The organism is Variovorax sp. 01T432 (assembly GCF_056398605.1).
The window spans coordinates 1-18028 of record NZ_JBFTPS010000043.1 but is presented as its reverse complement, the minus strand read 5'-3'; the positions used below and the strand labels follow the sequence as shown (position 1 = coordinate 18028).

Sequence of the window (18028 nt, the reverse complement as noted above, 5' to 3'; positions counted from 1 at the left end):
TGTCAGTTGTTGGGAGCCGAGGATTGTAGGGTGGTGACCCAGGCGGCGAGTTCAGCCAGTGGGCGGGCGGTTTGCGCGCCCTGGCCGTCGCGCAAGGCCTTGACGGTGACTTCGCCGCGCGCGAGTTCATCGGCACCGAAGATCAGCGCGTGCGCCGCGCCGCTGGCGTCGGCCTTCTTGAACTGCGACTTGAAGCTGCCCAGGCCATCGGCCGTGGCGGCGTGCATCTGCACCCGCACGCCGGCATCGCGCAGCACCTGGAGCGTGCGCAGCGCCACGGGCATCGCCGCGGCGTCGGGCACGACGGCGTAGACGTCGGGCACCGGCAGCGGGATCGAGGTGCCCTGCTCCTTGACGAGCTCGAGCACGCGCTCCACGCCCAGCGCCCAGCCGACCGCCGGCGCCGGCTTGCCGCCGATCTGCACGATCAGGTCGTCGTAGCGGCCACCCGCGCAGACGGTGCCTTGGGCGCCGAGCCTGTCGGTCACGAACTCGAACACCGTGAGGTTGTAGTAGTCGAGGCCGCGCACGAGGCGAGGATTGATGGTGTAGCCGATGCCGTTGGCGTCGAGGATCGCCCGCAGGCCGTCGAAATGGGCCATCGATTCGGCGCCGAGGAAATCGATCAGCCTGGGTGCTGATTCGACGACATCCTTCATCGCCGGATTCTTGGTGTCGAGAATGCGCAGCGGGTTGCTGTGCAGGCGGCGCCTGGCCTCCTCGTCGAGCAGGTCGGCGTGCTTTTCGAGGTGGGCGATGAGCTGGGCGCGGTGCTGCGCGCGCTCGGCGGGCTGGCCCAGGCTGTTGAGTTCGAGCCGCACGTCGGTGAGGCCGAGCGACTTCCAGAGCGCGCTGGCCAGCAGGATCAGTTCGGCGTCGACGTCCGGCCCCGCGAAGCCCAGGGCCTCGGCGCCGATCTGATGGAACTGGCGGTAGCGACCGCGCTGCGGGCGCTCGTGACGAAACATGGGGCCCATGTACCAGAGCCGCTTGCCACCGTCGTACAGCAGCGAATGCTCGGTGACGGCGCGCACCACACTCGCGGTGTTCTCCGGCCGCAGGGTCAGCGCCTCGCCGTTGAGCTTGTCATCGAAGGAGTACATCTCCTTCTCGACGATGTCGGTGACCTCGCCGATGCCACGCACGAACAACGCGGTGTGCTCGAGGATGGGCGTTCGGATGTTGCGGTAGGCATAGCGCGCCATCAGTTCGCGGACGGTGGCCTCGAGCCACTCCCAGCGCGCCGATTCGGGCGGCAATATGTCGTTCATGCCTTTGACGGCACTCAGTTTGTCAGCCATGGATCAGATGCTCAGGCGACTTGTGCAGCGGACTCGCTGCCGAAGCGCTTTTCTATGTAGTTTTCGACCAACTGGTGGAACTCGCTGGCGATGTTGCCGCCGCGCAGAGTTAGTGCTTTTTCGCCATCGATGAAGACCGGTGCTGCGGGCGCCTCACCGGTACCGGGCAGGCTGATGCCGATGTCGGCATGCTTGCTCTCGCCGGGACCGTTGACGATGCAGCCCATGACGGCCACCTTCATCGTTTCGACGCCGGGGTACTTCGTGCGCCACACCGGCATCTGCATGCGCAGATAGTCGTCGATCTGCTTGGCGAGTTCCTGGAAGGTGGTGCTGGTCGTGCGGCCGCAGCCAGGGCATGCCGTCACGCTGGGCACGAATACCCGCAGGCCCAGCGCCTGGAGGATCTCGTTGGCGATCAGGACTTCCTGCGTACGCGACTCTCCGGGCTGCGGCGTGAGCGAGACGCGGATCGTGTCGCCGATGCCCTCCTGCAGCAGGATCGAGAGCGCGGTGGTCGAGGCCACCGTGCCCTTCGTACCCATCCCCGCTTCGGTCAGACCCAGGTGCAGGGTGTAGTCGCAGCGCCTCGCGAGTTCGCGATAGACCGAAATGAGGTCCTGCACCCCGCTGACCTTGCAGCTCAGGATGATCTGGTTGCCATTCATGCCCATCGACTCGGCGAGCCTGGCGGAGTCGATGGCGGAACTCACCAAGGCCTCGTACATCACCTGCTTCGCGTCCCAGGGTTCTGCGCGTCGGCTGTTCACGTCCATCAGGCTGGCCAGCAGCTCCTGGTCGAGGCTGCCCCAGTTCACGCCGATACGCACCGGCTTGTTCCACCGCATGGCCGCATCGATCATCTGGCCGAATTGGCGGTCGTGCTTGTCGCCCTTGCCGACGTTGCCAGGATTGATGCGGTACTTGCTCAGCGCCTCGGCGCAGGCCGGGTAGTCGGTCAGCAGGCGGTGGCCGTTGTAATGGAAGTCGCCAATCAGCGGCACGTCGATGCCCATGCGGTCGAGCTGCTCGCGGATGTAGGGGACCTGGGCCGCCGCCTCAGGCGTGTTCACGGTGATGCGGACCATCTCCGAGCCGGCGATCGCCAGTTCCTTCACCTGGATGGCGGTGCCGATCGCGTCCACGGTATCGGTGTTGGTCATCGACTGGACGCGTACCGGGGCATCGCCACCCACGGTCACGGTGCGCGCGCCCCAGACCACTTGGGCCTGGCGAGAGCGGCGAGCCTTGGGGGCGGAGCGCTCGATGGGCAGGCAGGAAGTCATCGTAAGGGTATCCGTCATGGTTTGACCTCGAAGCGTGCAACACCGTCGGCGCGCGCGAGCGGCGCCGTGTCGAAGCGCTTGCCGCGAACCCGGACCTCGACACCCGAAGCGTGGCCGACCACCACCGACAGGGGCGGCGTGCCCGTCAGTCCGACAATTTCTCCACCCTTGATCGTGCGGCGCAACAAGGACTTTCCGCTCTGCTCGCTCACGTTGACCCAGGAGTCTTCACGCGCGACGAAGACGATCAGATCGTCGCCATCGGCCACGGGTGGCGCTGCTGGAGGCACCACCACCGGAACTGCAGCCACCGTGGGCGCAGCGGGCGCAGCGGGCGCAGCGGGCGCAGCGGGCGCAGCGGGCGCAGCGGGCGCAGCAGGCGCAGGCGCAGGCGCAGCAGGCAAGGTCATTTGTGCGACAGGGGCAGTCGGTTCCACGGCCGTGCCGGCCGGTGCGGGCGATGATGGGTCGGGCGCCGGCTCGCTCGTCGCACCGCGCGCCAGCAGGCGGTTGATCGAATCACCGATCTGGTCGAAGGTCGACTGCGGCAACCAGAACAAGACGCCCGCACCCGCCAGCAGCAGGACCACCACCACCAGCAAGGCGCGGGACGGCAGCCAGTTCGAACCGGCGCCCGAGCGCGGCGCGGCCGATTTCAAGCTCTTGCTGATGGTGCGATCGGCGTCCGCGAGTCCGGGGCGCTGCGCACCCGGCAGCTTCGCAAGCACCGGCACCGGATCGATACGCAAGGCGCGGCATACGCTCGCGGCGAGCGCGCGCGCGAACACCGGATCGGGCAAGGCCTGGATGTCATCGGCTTCCAGCGCCGCGAGCTTCTGTGTCGACACCTTCAGCGCCGCGGCAACCATGTCGATGTGCAGGCCGTGCGCTTCCCGCGCTTCGCGCAGCATGTCGCCGGCGGTCTTGTGTGTGTTGTCGCCGACGACCAGCGGCACCGCCGCCGAGGCGCCGAACTCGCTCGCCCGCTCAATCATTGAAATTTCCGCGCTCGTACGCAATCGCCTCCCGCGACTGGGGGAAGCGACGCTGCAACTGCCCGGCCAGTTGGGCGAGCGCTTCGGTGTTGTTGAGCCGGCGTTCGATCTTGATTCCGAGCCACAGCGTCTCCGCATTGGCCGAGGGACTGTTGTTGACCCGGCGGATGTAGAACTGCGCGCGGGACCATTCCTCGCGCTGTGCCAGCAGCGACGCCAGGTTGAAGCCGATCACCGGATTGCCGGCGTCGATCTCATACGCCTGGGTCAGGCTCCTCTCCGCCTCCGCGCGCTGCCCTGCCCTGACCTGACACACGCCCTGCGTCATGAGCGTCTTGGCGCGCTCGGTGTAGGTCGGTACGGCAAGCGCCGCCGAGAACTGCTGCTGCGCGTCGGCATAGCGCGCTTGCTGGCACAGGAGCCAGCCGTAGTTGTGCAGGACATTGGGGTCCCGCGGGTCGATCGCGATCGCGCGGCGGAAGCTGTCTTCCGCCGAAGCCGGATCGTCAAGACGCATGTAGACCAGCCCTCGCAGGTTGTAGGCGTCGGCGAAGGTCGGATCATTGGCAACGGCCTGCTTGAGCTCGTCCAGCGCCACTGTGGTCTGCCCCTGCTCGTAATAGCCGATCGCCAGCTCGACGCGCAGCCGCGCACGCTTGCGCGCGTTGGTCTCGTCCGACTCGGTCATGATGTTGGCCGCGCTGCCGGGCTTGCCCGTCGCACCGGTGTCCTTGGTGGCGCAGCCCACAAGCAGGTAAGCCGCGGCAAGTGCAAAGAGCACCTGCATCACCAGCTTCTGCGGCGTCGCGGTCGCCATCGAAAAGGCCTTGCTCATCGGTTCATCGCTCCTGGGCAGTGGATGGGGTGGAAACCTTGCGCGCCGGATGCAGAACGATGGTGCGCCGCTGCGCCATGCGCTCGGCCGCATGCGTGCGGTCCTTGACGTCGCCCGCCAGCTGACCGCATGCCGCATCGATGTCGTCACCACGCGTCTTGCGCACCGTCGTCACGAGCCCCGCTTCGCTCAGCACCTTCGCGAAGTCCAGCACGCGCTGCTGCGGCGAGCGCAACAGGCCTGACGCCGGGAAAGGATTGAAAGGGATCAGGTTGAACTTGCAGGAAATTCGATGGGAACGGACCAGATCCACCAGTTGCCGCGCATGCTCGGGCTGGTCGTTCACGCCGTCGAGCATGCAGTACTCGAAGGTGATGAAATCGCGCGGCGCGTGTTCGAGGTAGCGCTTGCAAGCCTCGATAAGCTCGGCGATCGGATACTTGCGGTTGAGCGGCACTAGGTCGTCGCGCAGTGCGTCGTTCGGCGCATGCAGCGAGACGGCCAGCGCGACCGGGCAATCAAGACCGAGCCGGTCGATCATCGGCACGACGCCGGATGTCGACACCGTCACGCGCCGGCGTGACAGTCCATACGCGTTGTCGTCGAGCATGGTGCGCAGTGCCGGCACCAGGGCCGAATAGTTCTGGAGCGGCTCGCCCATGCCCATCATCACGACGTTCGAAATCACGCGCTCGCCACGCTTCAGATGCTTGCGCAGGAAATGCTCGGCAAACCAGAGCTGGGCCACGATCTCACCGGTCGTCAGGTTGCGGCTGAAACCCTGGTGTCCCGTGGAGCAGAATCGGCAACCCACGGCACAGCCGGCCTGCGAGGACACGCACAAGGTGCCGCGGTCGTCCTCCGGGATGAACACGGCCTCGACCGCATTGCCGTCGCCGACGTCGAACAACCACTTGATGGTGCCGTCCGCGGATTCATGCTGCGAGATCATCGGCAACGCCTCGACGCGCGCCGTGGTGGCGAGCTTCTCGCGAAGCGATTTCGCCAGGTCGGTCATGTGCGCGAAATCGCCGGCGCCCCGCTGGTGGATCCAGCGGAACAGCTGCGTCGCGCGGAAACGCTTTTCGCCCAGCCGTTCGCAAAACGCGGCCAATCCCTCCAGATCGAACTCGAGCAGGTTGGCGGTCGTCATTGCGTAGGGCGGCTTGACCTCAGCGTGCGTAGACGTTGAGACCGGCGAAGAAGAAGGCAATCTCGGCCTTCGCGGTCTCGGGCGCGTCCGAGCCATGCACTGCGTTGGCGTCGATGCTGTCGGCAAAATCGGCGCGGATGGTACCCGGAGCTGCCTTCTTGGGGTCGGTGGCGCCCATCAGGTCACGGTTCTTGGCGATGGCATCCTCGCCCTCGAGCACCTGCACGAATACCGGGCCGGAGATCATGAACTCGACCAGATCCTTGAAGAAGGGGCGTTCCTTGTGCACCGCGTAGAACTGCTCGGCTTCATTGCGCGACAGGTGCACCAGCTTGGCGGCGACGATCTTGAGGCCGGCGGCTTCGAAGCGGGAAACGATCTTGCCGATGACATTCTTCGCCACGGCGTCGGGCTTGATGATGGAGAGGGTGCGTTCGATGGCCATTGAAGTAGATTCCTGATAACTTTGATCTTGATGAGTTCCGTCAGTGCCGCAACGCTGGGTTGTACGGCCTTGACAAAGCCTCTGATTTTAACCGGCGCGATCACCCCAACCCGTGACGAGCCGGTGAAAGACCGCGGCCCATGCGCGATTTCAGCGGCCGCGGCGGCGTCCGCCGCCCTGCCCCCCGAAATTGCCGCCCGGCGGCCCGGCGCGCCGCGGTCCCTGGCGTTGGTCCTTGCGCTGGCGCGAGAAGCTGTCGGCTCCGATGTAGCCGATCGAGGTCTTCATCGGGTCGGGCTGGTTGGCGCCACTGGGCGGACGGTCCTCGCCTTGCCGATTGCGCCCCTGCGTCTGGCCCTGGCCTTGCCGGTCACCGCGATTGTTGCTGCGCCGACCCGGCGCAGGACCCCTGCCACCGCCACCGCCACCGCCACCGCCACCCGCCCTTGCGCCCGGCCCACTCGCGAGCGGATTCGGGATGGGCATCTCGCGCTCGTCGCCCTGCCCCTGCGGCCCGCCCGCGCCGCCATTGCGGTTGCCACGGCGCTTGCGGTTGCGGTTGTTGCGGCCGCCCCCGTCCTGACCCGCCCCCCTCGGCCCGGGACCGGTCCGCGCCGGCCGCTCGCCGGCACCACCGGAGGCCTGGAAGAGCGCCTGGATGTCGCGCTCGTCAAGTTCCATCCACGCACCGCGCTTGAGGCCTCGTGGCAGCACCATCGCGCCGTAGCGAATACGGATGAGACGGCTGACCGCATGGCCGACGGATTCGAAAAGGCGTCGCACTTCGCGGTTCCGGCCTTCGGAGATGGTCACGCGATACCAGCAGTTCGACCCTTCGCCGCCGCCGTCTTCGATTGTTCCGAACTGGGCCATGCCATCGTCGAGCCGCACGCCTTCGAGAAGTCGCTTCTTTTCCTCGCCGCTGAGCGCGCCCAACACCCGGACGGCGTACTCGCGCTCCAGGCCGAAACGCGGGTGCATCAACTGGTTGGCAAGCTCGCCTGAACTCGTGAAGAGCAGCAAGCCCTCGGTGTTCAAATCGAGCCGGCCCACCGACTGCCATTTGCCCTGCTGAAGGCGCGGCAGCTTGCGAAACACCGTCGGCCGGTTCTGCGGATCATCGTGCGTGACGACTTCGCCGACCGGCTTGTGATACGCAATCACGCGCGCCGGAGGCGGCGCGATCCGGTAGCGGATGGGCTTCCCGTTGATCTTGACCTGATCGCCGTACTGAATTCGCTGGCCGATGTGGGCTGGCTCGTTGTTGACGGAGATTCGCCCCTGGAGAATGAGCTGCTCCATCTCGAGGCGGGAGCCGAGGCCGGCTTGGGCGAGCACCTTGTGCAGCTTGGGCGAATCGGCCTCGGGAAGGAGCACGCGCTTGAGGGCAGGCACTTCCGGACTTTCCTCATCGGCGTCGAACTGGCCCGAAACCACATCGGAAAAACGGATCGGCTCGGGCGGAGGCGCGTTGCGCTGCTCGCGCTCGGCCGCGCGGCGGGCCCGATCGAGATCGTCCTCTTCCTCGTCCGGCTCTTCTTCCTCCTCCTCTTCGTCCTGTTCGTTGCGCTCGTCCGGATCGCCCGAGACAGGCGACTTGAGCTGCGCGGTCACGGGCGCCGCAGGCTCTTGCGCGACAGGCGTCGCGACCGCCTCGTCGGACACCGCCTCGGCTTCGGAGGGTGCCGCCTGCTCGGCCTGCTCGGCCTGCTCGGCCTGCTCGGCCGGCTTGCGGCGGCGCGGGCGGCGCTTGCGCGGGGCCTCGCCTGCGTCGTCAGCCGCCGGGGCGACGTCGCCCTCCGCGGAAGGCGCTGGCACAGCCTTCGATGGCTCTTCAGAAACAGCTTCGGCCGGCAGCATCGCTGCGTCATCGGGATCGGAGGGGCTCATGGTCGGGTTCCGGAGGGTGCAACGGTGGTATCGGCCTCATCGGGCGCAGCATCGGCGGCGTCGATGGGAGAGGACGGGATTTCGGGTTCGGGTTCGATCTCGGCTTCGACTTCGGCCGCGAGATCGGTCGTCGGCTCGACTTCGACATCGGCGAGCGCCTCGTTGACGGGCGCGGCAACGGCTTCGACCGCCGCGTCGTCCGCGTCGACACCCAGCGGCAGCGGCTCATCGATCGGCAGCGCCGGTTGGCTGTCTCCATCCGCCTGGCCGAGGGCATCCAGCAAGGCGCTTTGCTGCGCCGGCGTCTGGACCATGGGCAACTGATCCAACGACTCCAGCCCCAGATCGTCGAGAAACTGGCGCGTGGTCGCATACAGCGCGGGCCGCCCGACAGTCTCACGGTGGCCGATCACCTCGACCCAGTTGCGATCTTCCAGCTGCTTGAGGATCAGCGAATTGATGGTGACGCCTCGGATGTCCTCCATGTCGCCGCGCGTGACCGGCTGGCGGTAGGCAATGATGGCCAGAGTCTCGAGCGCGGCGCGCGTGTAGCGCGGCGGCTTCTCCGGATGCAGGCGATCGAGGTGGTCGCGCAAGTCGGGGCGGCTCTGGAAGCGCCATCCACTGCCCACGCTGACGAGTTCCAGGCCGCGTTGCGACCAGTCTTCCTGCAGTTCAAGCAACAGCGACTTGATGGTGTCCGCGCCCAGTTCGTCGTCGAACAGCACGCGCAGTTCGCGCACCGGCAAAGGCTGGGTCGAACAGATCAAGGCGGTTTCGAGAATGCGCTTGGCATCCGCCGTATTCATGGTTCGCGTTATCCGGGAAAAGGCGCCTCGCGGACGCTTGTTCAGAAGGATGGAAGAAGGCGTTGCCGGCACGCGGCGAATGCAACGCAAGGCCGGCATCGGTCGCCGGCGCGGCCCTCGGGGCCGTCAGGCGCGATTGTAATCCAGCCCCCAGGCCTGCAAACCCTGCGCAAGATCCGCGGGCGGCGCGGAGCGAAACTCCATCGGCTCTCCGGTCACGGGATGGATGAATCCAAGCCTGAACGCGTGCAGCGCCTGCCGCGTCAGACCGGCCGCGGCAGCGCCGCCGTAGAGAGTGTCGCCGACCAGTGGGTGCCCGATAAACGCCATGTGCACGCGGATCTGGTGGGTGCGTCCGGTTTCCAGCGTGCAGCGAACGGCGCAGCCTTCGTCGTTGCTGTCGAGCAACTCGATCAGCGTGCGGGCGGTCTTGCCGGAATGGCGCTCCAGATCGACCACCGCCATTCGCAGCCGGTTGCGCGGGTCGCGCCCGATGGGGGCGTCGACATGGCGGGCCGCGGCCCCCTGCCAGCCGCGATGCGCAAGGGCGAGGTACTGGCGCTTGACCTCGCGCGCCGCGATCAGCTGGACCAGCGCGTCCATGGTCGCGCGGGTGCGCGCAACCACCATGAGGCCGCTGGTGTCGCGGTCGAGACGGTGCACGATGCCCGCGCGCGGCATCAGTGAGGCCTTCGGGTCGAGCGCCAGCAGCCCATTGAGCAGGGTACCGCTCCAGTTCCCGGGCGCCGGATGCACCACCAGGCCGGCCGGCTTGTCAATGATCCGCAAGTGCTCGTCCTCGTGCAGCACGGTGATGGACATCGTCTCTGGCCGGAACGCCTGACTTTGCGGGGTCGGCCGCAGCTCGATGCGCCCTGCCTCGCCCGCATGCACCGTGGCCGACGCCTTGGTCAGCACGCGGCCCTGGAGTTCCACCATGCCAGCGTCGATCAACTGCTGGAGGTAGCTGCGCGAGAACTCGGGCACCAGGGCAGCGAGCGCGCGGTCCAGCCGCTCGCCATGCTGGGACGTGCCGATCAGGAAGGCTCGGATTTCACTTGCATCGGACAGCTCCGCACCCTCGTCATGCTCGACGGCCTCGTGGGTATTGCCCGAGGGGTCGGTCGATATAATTGAGGGCAACTGTTTCACGAAAGCCTTATGTGATGTTTCGCGCCAAATTATCGGTCGTCCCCGGCTGGCTGGCCGTGTGCACGGCCGCATGGCTGATTGCCGGCTGCTCGTCGACCACGGTCGACAAGACCGCGAACTGGAGTCCCAACAAGATCTACTCGGAAGCCAAGGACGAAGCCGATTCGGGCGCATGGGACAAGGCCGTGCCTCTGTATGAAAAGCTCGAGGGCCGTGCCGCCGGCACGCCGCTCGCGCAGCAGGCGGAACTCGACAAGGCCTACGCGCAGTTCAAGAACGGCGAAAAGCCCGCCGCCATCGCGACGCTCGACCGCTTCGTGAAGCTGCATCCGTCAAGCCCCGCGGTCGACTATGCCATCTATCTCAAGGGCGTGATCAACTTCAACGACGACCTGGGCATGTTCGCTTTCATGACGCGCCAGGACCTGTCGGAGCGCGACCAGAAGGCAGCCAAGGAATCGTTCGAGGCGTTCAAAGAACTCGTGACCCGCTTTCCCGAGTCGCGCTACACCCCCGATGCGCGGCTGCGCATGAACTACATCGTCAACTCGCTCGCCCAATATGAAGTCCATGTGGCGCGCTATTACTACTCGCGCGGCGCCTACCTCGCGGCCATCAATCGCGCGCAGGTGGCGCTGTCCGACTACCGTGAAGTGCCCGCGCTCGAAGAGGCGCTCTACATCATGGTCCTGTCGTACGACGCGCTCGGGCTGAACGAGCTGCGCGACGACGCCAAGCGGGTCCTGACGACCAACTACCCGAAGAGCGAATACCTGTCGCGGGGCTTCCGGAGCAAGGACGACCCTTGGTGGAAGCTCTGGTGACCACCTGAGCGCTCGAAGCCCGCTCAGTGGCCGAGTTCGAGCAGCGCGGCATCGAACTCGGATTCGCTCTCCAGCCTGCGCATGGGCGGCAACGCCGCCAGCAAGCGCCGGCCGTAGCCCATGGCCACCAGGCGCGTGTCGCAGATCACGAGCACGCCCATGTCGCTTTCCCGGCGAATCAACCGGCCCGCACCCTGCTTGAGCGCCACCGCGGCTTCGGGCAATGAATAGTCGCTGAAGGAGCTGCGCCCCTGCGCTTCGAGCCGCTGCGAACGCGCCTCGACCAACGGATCATTGGGCGGCGGGAACGGCAGCTTGTCGATCACCACCAGTTGGAGGGCATCGCCCGGCGCGTCGAAGCCCTCCCAGAACGAAGCCGAGGCCACCAGCACGCAACCGACCCGCCCCTCGGCGGCGCCTTCGCGAAACCGGTCCATCAGCACCCGCTTGGGCAGCTCGCCCTGCACCAGCACCTCGGGTCGGCGCGTCGCGTCCATCCGCTCGAACTGCTGCTTCATGGCGTCGCCGATGGCACGCAGCGCGCGCAGCGTCGTGGTGAGCACGAGGGTGCGCCCGCCAAGCACGCCGGCGCCCCGGGCCGCCAGCTGCGCCACTTGTGCGCTGTGCGCGGGATCATTCGGCTTGGGGAAGGCCCTCGGGACGTAGAGCGCGGCCTGGCTTGCATAGTCGAATGGACTCTGAACCCGCAAGACTTCCGCCCCATCGAGCCCGCAGGGCTCGGTGAACCAACGCAGCTTGGGGTCGTCGCCCAGCGTGGCGGAGGTGAAGACCCAGGCGCGCCCCGATGTTTCGGGATCGGCCGCATCGGTCTTGAGAACGCGCGTGCGCACCGCTTCGGCGATATCGAGCGGCGACTCCACCAGCCGAAGCTGCGTACCGACGTCGACCCAGCGCACCGATTCGCTGGCGCAGGCGTCGGCGAACCGCCCCGCGCGCTCCGCCAGTTGCTGCGCGCGGTCATGCAAGCGAACGAAATCGGGCGACAGCTCGGTCACCATGTCGAGCCCTCGCGCGGCTTCGTCGAAAGCCACCTTCAGTGCGTCCAGCGCCTGTTGCCATGCATCGGCGGGCACACCTTCTGGCGAAGCGCCGGCCCAGCGCAGCTTCGTGCCGGGCCACTGCTTGCCCACGGACAGCCGCAAGTCGCGGGCGCCGCGTTCGACGCCTGCCACGAGTTGCTGCCAGTCGACCAGCCCGCGGGCATGCTGGAGACCCGCGGCCAGCATGTCGCGAGCGAAATCCAGCGCCTGGCCGCTGCCGAGCTGCACGCCGAGGAACTGAACCCCGGTTTCGTTGAGCTGGTGCGCTTCGTCGAACACCACGACCCGCACGCTCGGCAACAGCTCCGCCATGCCCGACTCGCGCACGGCGAGATCCGCGAAGAAGAGGTGATGGTTGATGACGACCACGTCCGCCGCCATCGCCTCGCGCCGGGCGAGGTTGACGTGGCAGGGCTTGAACTGCGGGCACTGCGCGCCGAGGCAGTTGTCGCGTGTCGAAGTCACCAGCGGAATCAGCGGCGAACGCTCGTCGAGACCCGGCAACTCCGCCAGGTCACCGGTGCGCGTGGCCTTCGACCACTGCTCGATCTTCGCCAGCGTACGGACCGTGCCGCGCTCGGGCAAGGAGGGATCGTGGCGAGCGAGGTCGAGGCGGTGCAGGCACAGGTAGCTGGCGCGCCCCTTGAGCAGCGCCGTGCGCACCGGCAGCCCCAGCGCCTCGACCAGCCGTGGCAGGTCGCGGCCGAACAACTGGTCCTGCAATGTCTTGGTGGCAGTCGACAGGAGCACGCGCTCGCCGCTCAGGAGTGCCGGCACGAGATAGGAAAAGGTCTTGCCCACGCCGGTCCCCGCCTCGACCACGAGCACGCCGCCCTGGTCGATGGTGCGGGCCACGGCGAGCGCCATCTGTGTCTGCCCTTCGCGTTCGCGAAACTGCTCGGCCGCGTGCGAAAGCGCGCCATCCTGCGCGAAGGCGTCGCGCACGTCCTGTTCGAGCGACATCAGGCGGGTTCTCTCGGGTCGAGCACGCGCTCCAGGCGGGCGATCTCGTCGCGCAGCGCGAGGCGCCTCTTCTTCAGACGCCGCAGCAGGAGCTCGTCCCTTGGCACGACTTCGCCCAGCCGGTCGATGGTCGCGTCAAGATCGGCGTGTTCGATCCGGAGCTCGATGAGCTGGCGGGAGTGGGAGTGAAGATTGGAGTCCAACGGGCGCAATGCGGAGGGCGGTGCGGCGGCGACAATTCGGCCACCGCTTGTGTTCACTCGATAATACGTCTTCATCCAGTCCGAACAACAACATGAAAGTGCGCGCCATCGGCGCAAATGCGCCCATGACACGAGGCTTCCGACTCGCCGCTGCCACGGGTCTCCACAAGGGAGACCGCCCCTACCAGCAAGACCAGGTACTCATGATGAGCCACCCGCGAACGGCCGGCTGCGTGCTGGGCGTCGTGGCCGACGGCATGGGCGGGCGAAGCGGCGGGCGAAAGGCCTCCGATCAGGTGCTGATGACGGCACGCCAGCTCTTCTCGCGCTACAAACCCGGGCGCGACGAGCCCACGGGCACCCTGCGGCAAATACTCGAGGAAGCGCATACGGTGATCAAGCTCACCGCCATCTCCAGCGAGCAGGAGCCGCACAGCACGCTGGCAGCGTTCCTGATGAACCCGGAGGGCGACTGCGCCTGGATCCACGCCGGCGACTCCCGCATCTACCACTTCCGCGACGGCCGTCTGGTCAGGCGCACCAAGGACCACTCGTACGTGCAGGTGCTGGTGGACCGCGGCGAAATCAGCGAGGAAGACGCCAACGCGCATCCCCAGGGCAACATCCTGCTCGGCTGCCTGGGTATGAAATCCACGCCGCCGCCGGTCGATGTCCATCTCGTCCCTCGCCTCGAGCCCGGCGACCTGATGATGGCCTGCAGCGACGGCCTGTGGCACTACTTCTCGCATGAAGAACTGGGCGAGGTGCTGGCGCAGAACCCGCCGCGCACGGCCGTCGAGATGCTCGTGGGGGAAGCCAGGGAGCGCGCACGCGGGACAGGCGACAACATCTCGATCGTCGTCCTGAAGCTCGAGGAACTGCCGCCAGCGGAATGAGCCCGCCGGCCATGCCCGGCGATACGGCAATCCGGCCGATTCGTTTCAGGGCGGCGTCGGCAAGGGCGCCGAGCGGGGCTTCGTCTTGGCGGCCCTGTCTTGCTCGTTCTTGGCGCGGTGCTCCGCGGCCTGCTGCAGCTTGCGCTCGTAGGCTGCGCGCTCGGCCGGCGCCTCGGCGGCAAGCCGGGCGGCCCTGGCAAGGTCATCGGCATGGGCGCGCTGCTTCTCGCCGAACTGGCGTTGGTGCTCCGCAGCCTCGGAAGCCGCCTGCGCGCGGCTCGTCTCATGCTCCGCAGCGCGCTGTTCGCGACCTTGCTGCGCTTCGCGCGACTGGTCCTGCTGCGCAGGCGTGTCCTGCGCACGGGGAGTGGCCTTCTTCTCGTCCAGCTGATCGAGCGCGGCAGCAGCGCGGCGCTTGCGTTCGATGTCGTTCAGCGACGCCTCCTGGCGCTTGATGGCATCGGTGGCGACGCGGCGGCGCCGCCGGCCTTCCTCCAGGCAGGACTCCACCGCGAACTTCTTGTAGCAGGCGGCCTGCTCGGTCTGGAAGGTCGCCTCGGCGGCCTTGCGCTCCTGCGCGAGGCGCGCCCGCTCGGCATCGAAATCCAGGGTGCCGGTCGTGGCGATGGTCTGCGCCCACGACGACAGGGAGGCCAGGACCATCAGCAGCGCGAGGACGGTTCTCTTCATGTCAGACGGGTATCGACCACTCGGCGCTCGAGCGCGAGGAATTCGGCGGACTGCATTTCATTGAGCCTCGATACGGTGCGTGGAAATTCGTGGGCCAGGGGCCCGTCCGTGTACAACGCCTCGGGCGGAACCTCGGCGGACATGATCAGTTTCACCCGACGATCGTAGAGCACGTCGACCAGCCAGGTGAAACGACGTGCTTCAGAGGCCATGCGCACCGGCATGTGCGGCACGTCCGACAGGAGCACCGTGTGAAACTGCGTCGCGATTTCCAGATAGTCGTTCTGCGAACGCGGGCCGCCGCACAGTGTCTTGAAGTCGAACCACACCACGCCACCGGCCTTGCGCCGGGCGTGGATCTCGCGCGACTCGATGTGCAGCACCGGATTCTCGTCGGCGCTCTCCGCGAGGCGCTCGAAGGCATGGCGCATTTCCTTGTCCGCGGCCGCGCCATTGGGCGTGAGATAGAGCCGCATCTGCTCCAGGGTACGGCGCCGATAGTCGGTGCCGTTGTCGACGTTGACCACCTCCAGCCGCTCGTTCAGCAGCGCGATGGCAGGAAGAATGCGATCGCGATGCAGGCCGCCCGGATAGAGATCGTCCGGCTTGAAATTGGAAGTCGTGACGAAACCCACGCCGTTCTCGAACAACGCGGCCAGGAGCCGGTGCAGGATCATCGCGTCGGTGATGTCGGCGACATGAAACTCGTCGAAACAAATCAGCTTGTAGCGCTTGGAAATCCGCAGCCCGAGTTCGTCCAGCGGATTGACGGTGCCCTGCAGATCGGCCAGCTCGCGATGCACCTCGCGCATGAACTCATGAAAGTGCAAGCGCGTCTTTCGCCGCAGCGGCACCGCGTTGTAGAAGCAGTCCATCAGGAAGCTCTTGCCGCGCCCGACGCCGCCGTACATGTAGACGCCGCGCGGAATTTCCGGACGGTTGATGAACTTCTTCAGGGCGTTCGAGCGCTGCGCCTTGTAGGCGGCCCACTCGGCGGCGCAGCGGTCGAGGGCTTCCACGGCGCGCAGCTGCGCGGGGTCGCTCTTGAAGCCCCGCGCAGCCAGCTCCGCCTCGTAAGCCTGCCTGACGCTCAAGACGTCAGAAGTTGAGCGTTCGCTTGTCAACAGCAAGGGCCGCTTCCTTGGTCGCCTCCGAGAGGGAGGGGTGCGCATGGCAGATGCGGGCAATGTCCTCGGCGCTGGCCTTGAACTCCATCGCGACCACCGCTTCCGAGATCAGCTCGCTCACCTGCGGGCCGACCATGTGCACGCCGAGGATCTCGTCGGTGGCCGCATCGGCCACGAACTTGACCATGCCCGTGGTGTCGCCGAGCGCGCGGGCGCGCCCGTTGGCGAGAAATGGGAAGGTTCCGGTCTTGTAGGCGCGTCCGCTGGCCTTGAGCTGCTGTTCGGTCTGGCCCACCCAGGCAATCTCGGGCGAGGTGTAGATCACCCACGGGATGGTGTTGAAGTTCACGTGCCCGTGCTGGCCCGCGATGCGTTCGGCCACGGCAACGCCTTCTTCCTCGGCCTTGTGCGCCAGCATCGGGCCGCGCACCACGTCGCCGATCGCCCACACGTTGGGCAGGCTGGTCTTGCAGTCTTCATCGACCACGATGGCACCGCGCTCGTCGAGCGTGAGGCCCACCGCCTCGGCATTCAGGCCGATGGTGTTGGGCACGCGGCCGATCGACACGATCAGCTTGTCGACCTCGAGCGTCTGCGCGCCGCCCTTGGCATCGGTGTAGGCGATGCTGACGCCCTTCTTGCCCGACTTGATTTCGCCCACCTGCACGCCTAGCTCGATCTTCAGGCCCTGCTTCGTCAAGGCCTTGAAGGCCTCCTTGGCGATCTGCTCGTCGACAGCACCGAGGAAGGTCGGCAAGGCTTCGAGCACCGTGACTTCGGCACCGAGGCGGCGCCAGACCGAACCCATTTCCAGTCCGATCACACCGGAGCCGATCAAGCCCATCTTCTTGGGCACGCCGGGGATGCGCAGGGCGCCGTCATTCGAGAGGATATTCTCCTCGTCGAAGGCCGCGCCCGGCAGCGCGCGCGCGTTCGAACCGGTCGCCACGACGATGTGCTTGCCGACGATGCTTTCCTCGGCGGCACCGGCGACCTTGATCTCGTAGCCGCCCTCGGCCGCCTTCACGAACGAACCGCGTCCATGGAAGGACGTGATCTTGTTCTTCTTGAACAGATAGGTGATGCCGTCGTTGTTCTGCTTCACGACCGCATCCTTACGCGCCAGCATCTTGGCGAGATCGAGGCCCAGGCCTTCGACCTTGATGCCATGCTCGGCAAAGTGATGCGCGGCGTGGTCGTAGTGCTCGGAGGACTGCAGCAGCGCCTTCGAGGGTATGCAGCCGATGTTGGTGCAGGTGCCGCCCAGCGCGGGCCCGCCCTTGGCATTCTTCCACTCGTCGATGCACGCCACATTGAAGCCGAGCTGCGCCGCGCGAATTGCCGCGATATACCCGCCGGGGCCGCCACCGATGACGATGACGTCGAATTGCTTGTTGGACATCCGTTGCTCCTCAGATATCGAACAGCAGGCGTGCCGGATCTTCCAGCGCTTCCTTCATCGCGACCAGGCCCAGCACGGCTTCACGGCCGTCGATGATGCGGTGGTCGTAGGACATCGCGAGGTAGTTCATCGGACGGATCACGATCTGGCCGTTCTCGACCACGGCACGGTCCTTGGTCGCATGCACGCCCAGGATCGCCGACTGCGGTGGGTTGATGATGGGCGTCGACAGCATCGAGCCGAACACGCCGCCGTTGGAGATCGAGAACGTGCCGCCGGTCATTTCCTCGATGCCCAGCTTGCCGTCCTTGGCCTTCTGGCCGTATTCGGCGATCTTCTTCTCGATGTCGGCGAAGCTCATCTGGTCGGCATTGCGCAGGATCGGCACGACCAGGCCGCGTGGCGACCCGACAGCGATGCCGATGTCGAAGTAGCCGTGATAGAGGATGTCATTGCCGTCGACCGAGGCGTTGATCACCGGGTACTTCTTGAGGGCATGCACCGCGGCCTTCACAAAGAAGCTCATGAAGCCGATCTTGACGCCGTGCTCCTTCTCGAACTTCTCCTGGAAGCGCTTGCGCATTTCCATCACGGGCGCCATGTTCACTTCGTTGAACGTGGTCAGGATGGCGTTGGTGGACTGCGACTGCAGCAGGCGCTCGGCGATGCGGGCGCGCAGGCGGCTCATCGGCACGCGCTGCTCCGGGCGCTCGCCCAGATCCGGCGCGCCGGCCGAGGCGGCGACCTGCGGCAGCGCCGCCTTGGGAGCGCCGGTCGGGATGGCGACAGGCGCTGCGACCTTGGCCGTCGTGCCGGCGGCGACCGCCCCCAGCACATCGCCCTTGGTCACGCGGCCATCCTTGCCGGTGCCGGCCACGTCGCCGGTCGTCAGCTTGTTGTCGGCGAGCAGCTTGGCCGCCGCGGGCATCGCGACGTCGGACTTCGCCCCCCCGGCGGTTGCCGCCGCGGCAGCGGCCGGCGCGGCAGCCGCGGGGG

At 66.8% G+C, this 18028-nt stretch carries 17 protein-coding genes; 2 read left to right on the top strand and 15 right to left on the bottom strand.

Annotated features, from left to right (window positions below):
• Positions 1-2 precede the first annotated feature (2 nt).
• From hisS to AC1DNF_RS26010, 9 genes are all read right to left on the bottom strand, one after another.
• Positions 3-1301 (bottom strand): histidine--tRNA ligase, encoded by a 1299-nt coding sequence (hisS, locus tag AC1DNF_RS26050; protein WP_478151542.1) that lies wholly within the window; start codon positions 1299-1301, stop codon positions 3-5.
• A gap of 11 nt (positions 1302-1312) precedes the next feature.
• Positions 1313-2587, bottom strand: a complete 1275-nt coding sequence (gene ispG, locus AC1DNF_RS26045; protein WP_478151590.1) for a flavodoxin-dependent (E)-4-hydroxy-3-methylbut-2-enyl-diphosphate synthase — start codon at positions 2585-2587, stop codon at positions 1313-1315.
• A gap of 14 nt (positions 2588-2601) precedes the next feature.
• Entirely contained in the window at positions 2602-3582 is a 981-nt protein-coding gene (locus tag AC1DNF_RS26040) for a helix-turn-helix domain-containing protein (RefSeq protein WP_478151541.1), read from the bottom strand.
• Complete coding sequence (gene pilW, locus AC1DNF_RS26035) at positions 3575-4417, bottom strand: type IV pilus biogenesis/stability protein PilW (protein ID WP_478151540.1); 843 nt, start codon at positions 4415-4417, stop codon at positions 3575-3577. The genes AC1DNF_RS26040 and pilW overlap by 8 nt, the downstream gene beginning before the upstream one ends.
• Before the next feature lie 4 nt (positions 4418-4421).
• The gene (rlmN, locus tag AC1DNF_RS26030) at positions 4422-5570 is read right to left on the bottom strand and encodes a dual-specificity RNA methyltransferase RlmN (RefSeq protein ID WP_478151539.1); all 1149 of its coding nucleotides are present in this window, start codon (positions 5568-5570) and stop codon (positions 4422-4424) included.
• 19 nt (positions 5571-5589) lie between these two features.
• On the bottom strand, positions 5590-6015 hold the full coding sequence (gene ndk / locus AC1DNF_RS26025; protein WP_478151538.1) for a nucleoside-diphosphate kinase: 426 nt from the start codon (positions 6013-6015) through the stop codon (positions 5590-5592).
• Positions 6016-6165: 150 nt separating this feature from the next.
• The gene (locus AC1DNF_RS26020) at positions 6166-7905 is read right to left on the bottom strand and encodes a pseudouridine synthase (RefSeq protein WP_478151537.1); all 1740 of its coding nucleotides are present in this window, start codon (positions 7903-7905) and stop codon (positions 6166-6168) included.
• Positions 7902-8714: an SMC-Scp complex subunit ScpB gene (gene scpB, locus AC1DNF_RS26015; RefSeq protein WP_478151536.1), complete on the bottom strand. Its 813-nt coding sequence runs from the start codon at positions 8712-8714 to the stop codon at positions 7902-7904. The genes AC1DNF_RS26020 and scpB overlap by 4 nt, the downstream gene beginning before the upstream one ends.
• A gap of 126 nt (positions 8715-8840) precedes the next feature.
• Entirely contained in the window at positions 8841-9857 is a 1017-nt protein-coding gene (locus tag AC1DNF_RS26010; protein ID WP_478151589.1) for an RluA family pseudouridine synthase, read from the bottom strand.
• Positions 9858-9880: 23 nt separating this feature from the next.
• Between AC1DNF_RS26010 and AC1DNF_RS26005 the strand changes: the two genes are divergently transcribed.
• Positions 9881-10690 (top strand): outer membrane protein assembly factor BamD, encoded by an 810-nt coding sequence (locus AC1DNF_RS26005; protein WP_478151535.1) that lies wholly within the window; start codon positions 9881-9883, stop codon positions 10688-10690.
• Positions 10691-10713: 23 nt separating this feature from the next.
• On the opposite strand, the gene AC1DNF_RS26000 is transcribed toward AC1DNF_RS26005, so the two are convergent.
• Positions 10714-12714: an ATP-dependent DNA helicase gene (locus tag AC1DNF_RS26000; protein ID WP_478151534.1), complete on the bottom strand. Its 2001-nt coding sequence runs from the start codon at positions 12712-12714 to the stop codon at positions 10714-10716.
• Positions 12714-12917 carry a DUF465 domain-containing protein gene (locus AC1DNF_RS25995; RefSeq protein ID WP_478151533.1) on the bottom strand — a complete coding sequence of 68 codons (204 nt, stop codon included), beginning with the start codon at positions 12915-12917 and terminating at the stop codon, positions 12714-12716. Before AC1DNF_RS25995 ends, AC1DNF_RS26000 begins: the two co-directional genes overlap by 1 nt.
• Before the next feature lie 125 nt (positions 12918-13042).
• On the opposite strand from AC1DNF_RS25995, the gene AC1DNF_RS25990 reads away from it, so the two are divergent.
• On the top strand, positions 13043-13813 hold the full coding sequence (locus AC1DNF_RS25990) for a PP2C family protein-serine/threonine phosphatase (RefSeq protein WP_478151532.1): 771 nt from the start codon (positions 13043-13045) through the stop codon (positions 13811-13813).
• Between the two features lie 45 nt (positions 13814-13858).
• Here the strand turns inward: AC1DNF_RS25990 and AC1DNF_RS25985 are convergent, their stop codons facing one another.
• The 4 genes from AC1DNF_RS25985 to odhB all read right to left on the bottom strand — a co-directional run.
• On the bottom strand, positions 13859-14503 hold the full coding sequence (locus tag AC1DNF_RS25985) for a hypothetical protein (RefSeq protein WP_478151531.1): 645 nt from the start codon (positions 14501-14503) through the stop codon (positions 13859-13861).
• Entirely contained in the window at positions 14500-15597 is a 1098-nt protein-coding gene (zapE, locus tag AC1DNF_RS25980; RefSeq protein WP_478151530.1) for a cell division protein ZapE, read from the bottom strand. Before zapE ends, AC1DNF_RS25985 begins: the two co-directional genes overlap by 4 nt.
• A gap of 4 nt (positions 15598-15601) precedes the next feature.
• Positions 15602-17032 carry a dihydrolipoyl dehydrogenase gene (gene lpdA / locus AC1DNF_RS25975; RefSeq protein WP_478151529.1) on the bottom strand — a complete coding sequence of 477 codons (1431 nt, stop codon included), beginning with the start codon at positions 17030-17032 and terminating at the stop codon, positions 15602-15604.
• 10 nt (positions 17033-17042) lie between these two features.
• On the bottom strand, positions 17043-18028 hold a 986-nt coding region (gene odhB / locus AC1DNF_RS25970), incomplete at its 5' end, for a 2-oxoglutarate dehydrogenase complex dihydrolipoyllysine-residue succinyltransferase (protein ID WP_478151528.1).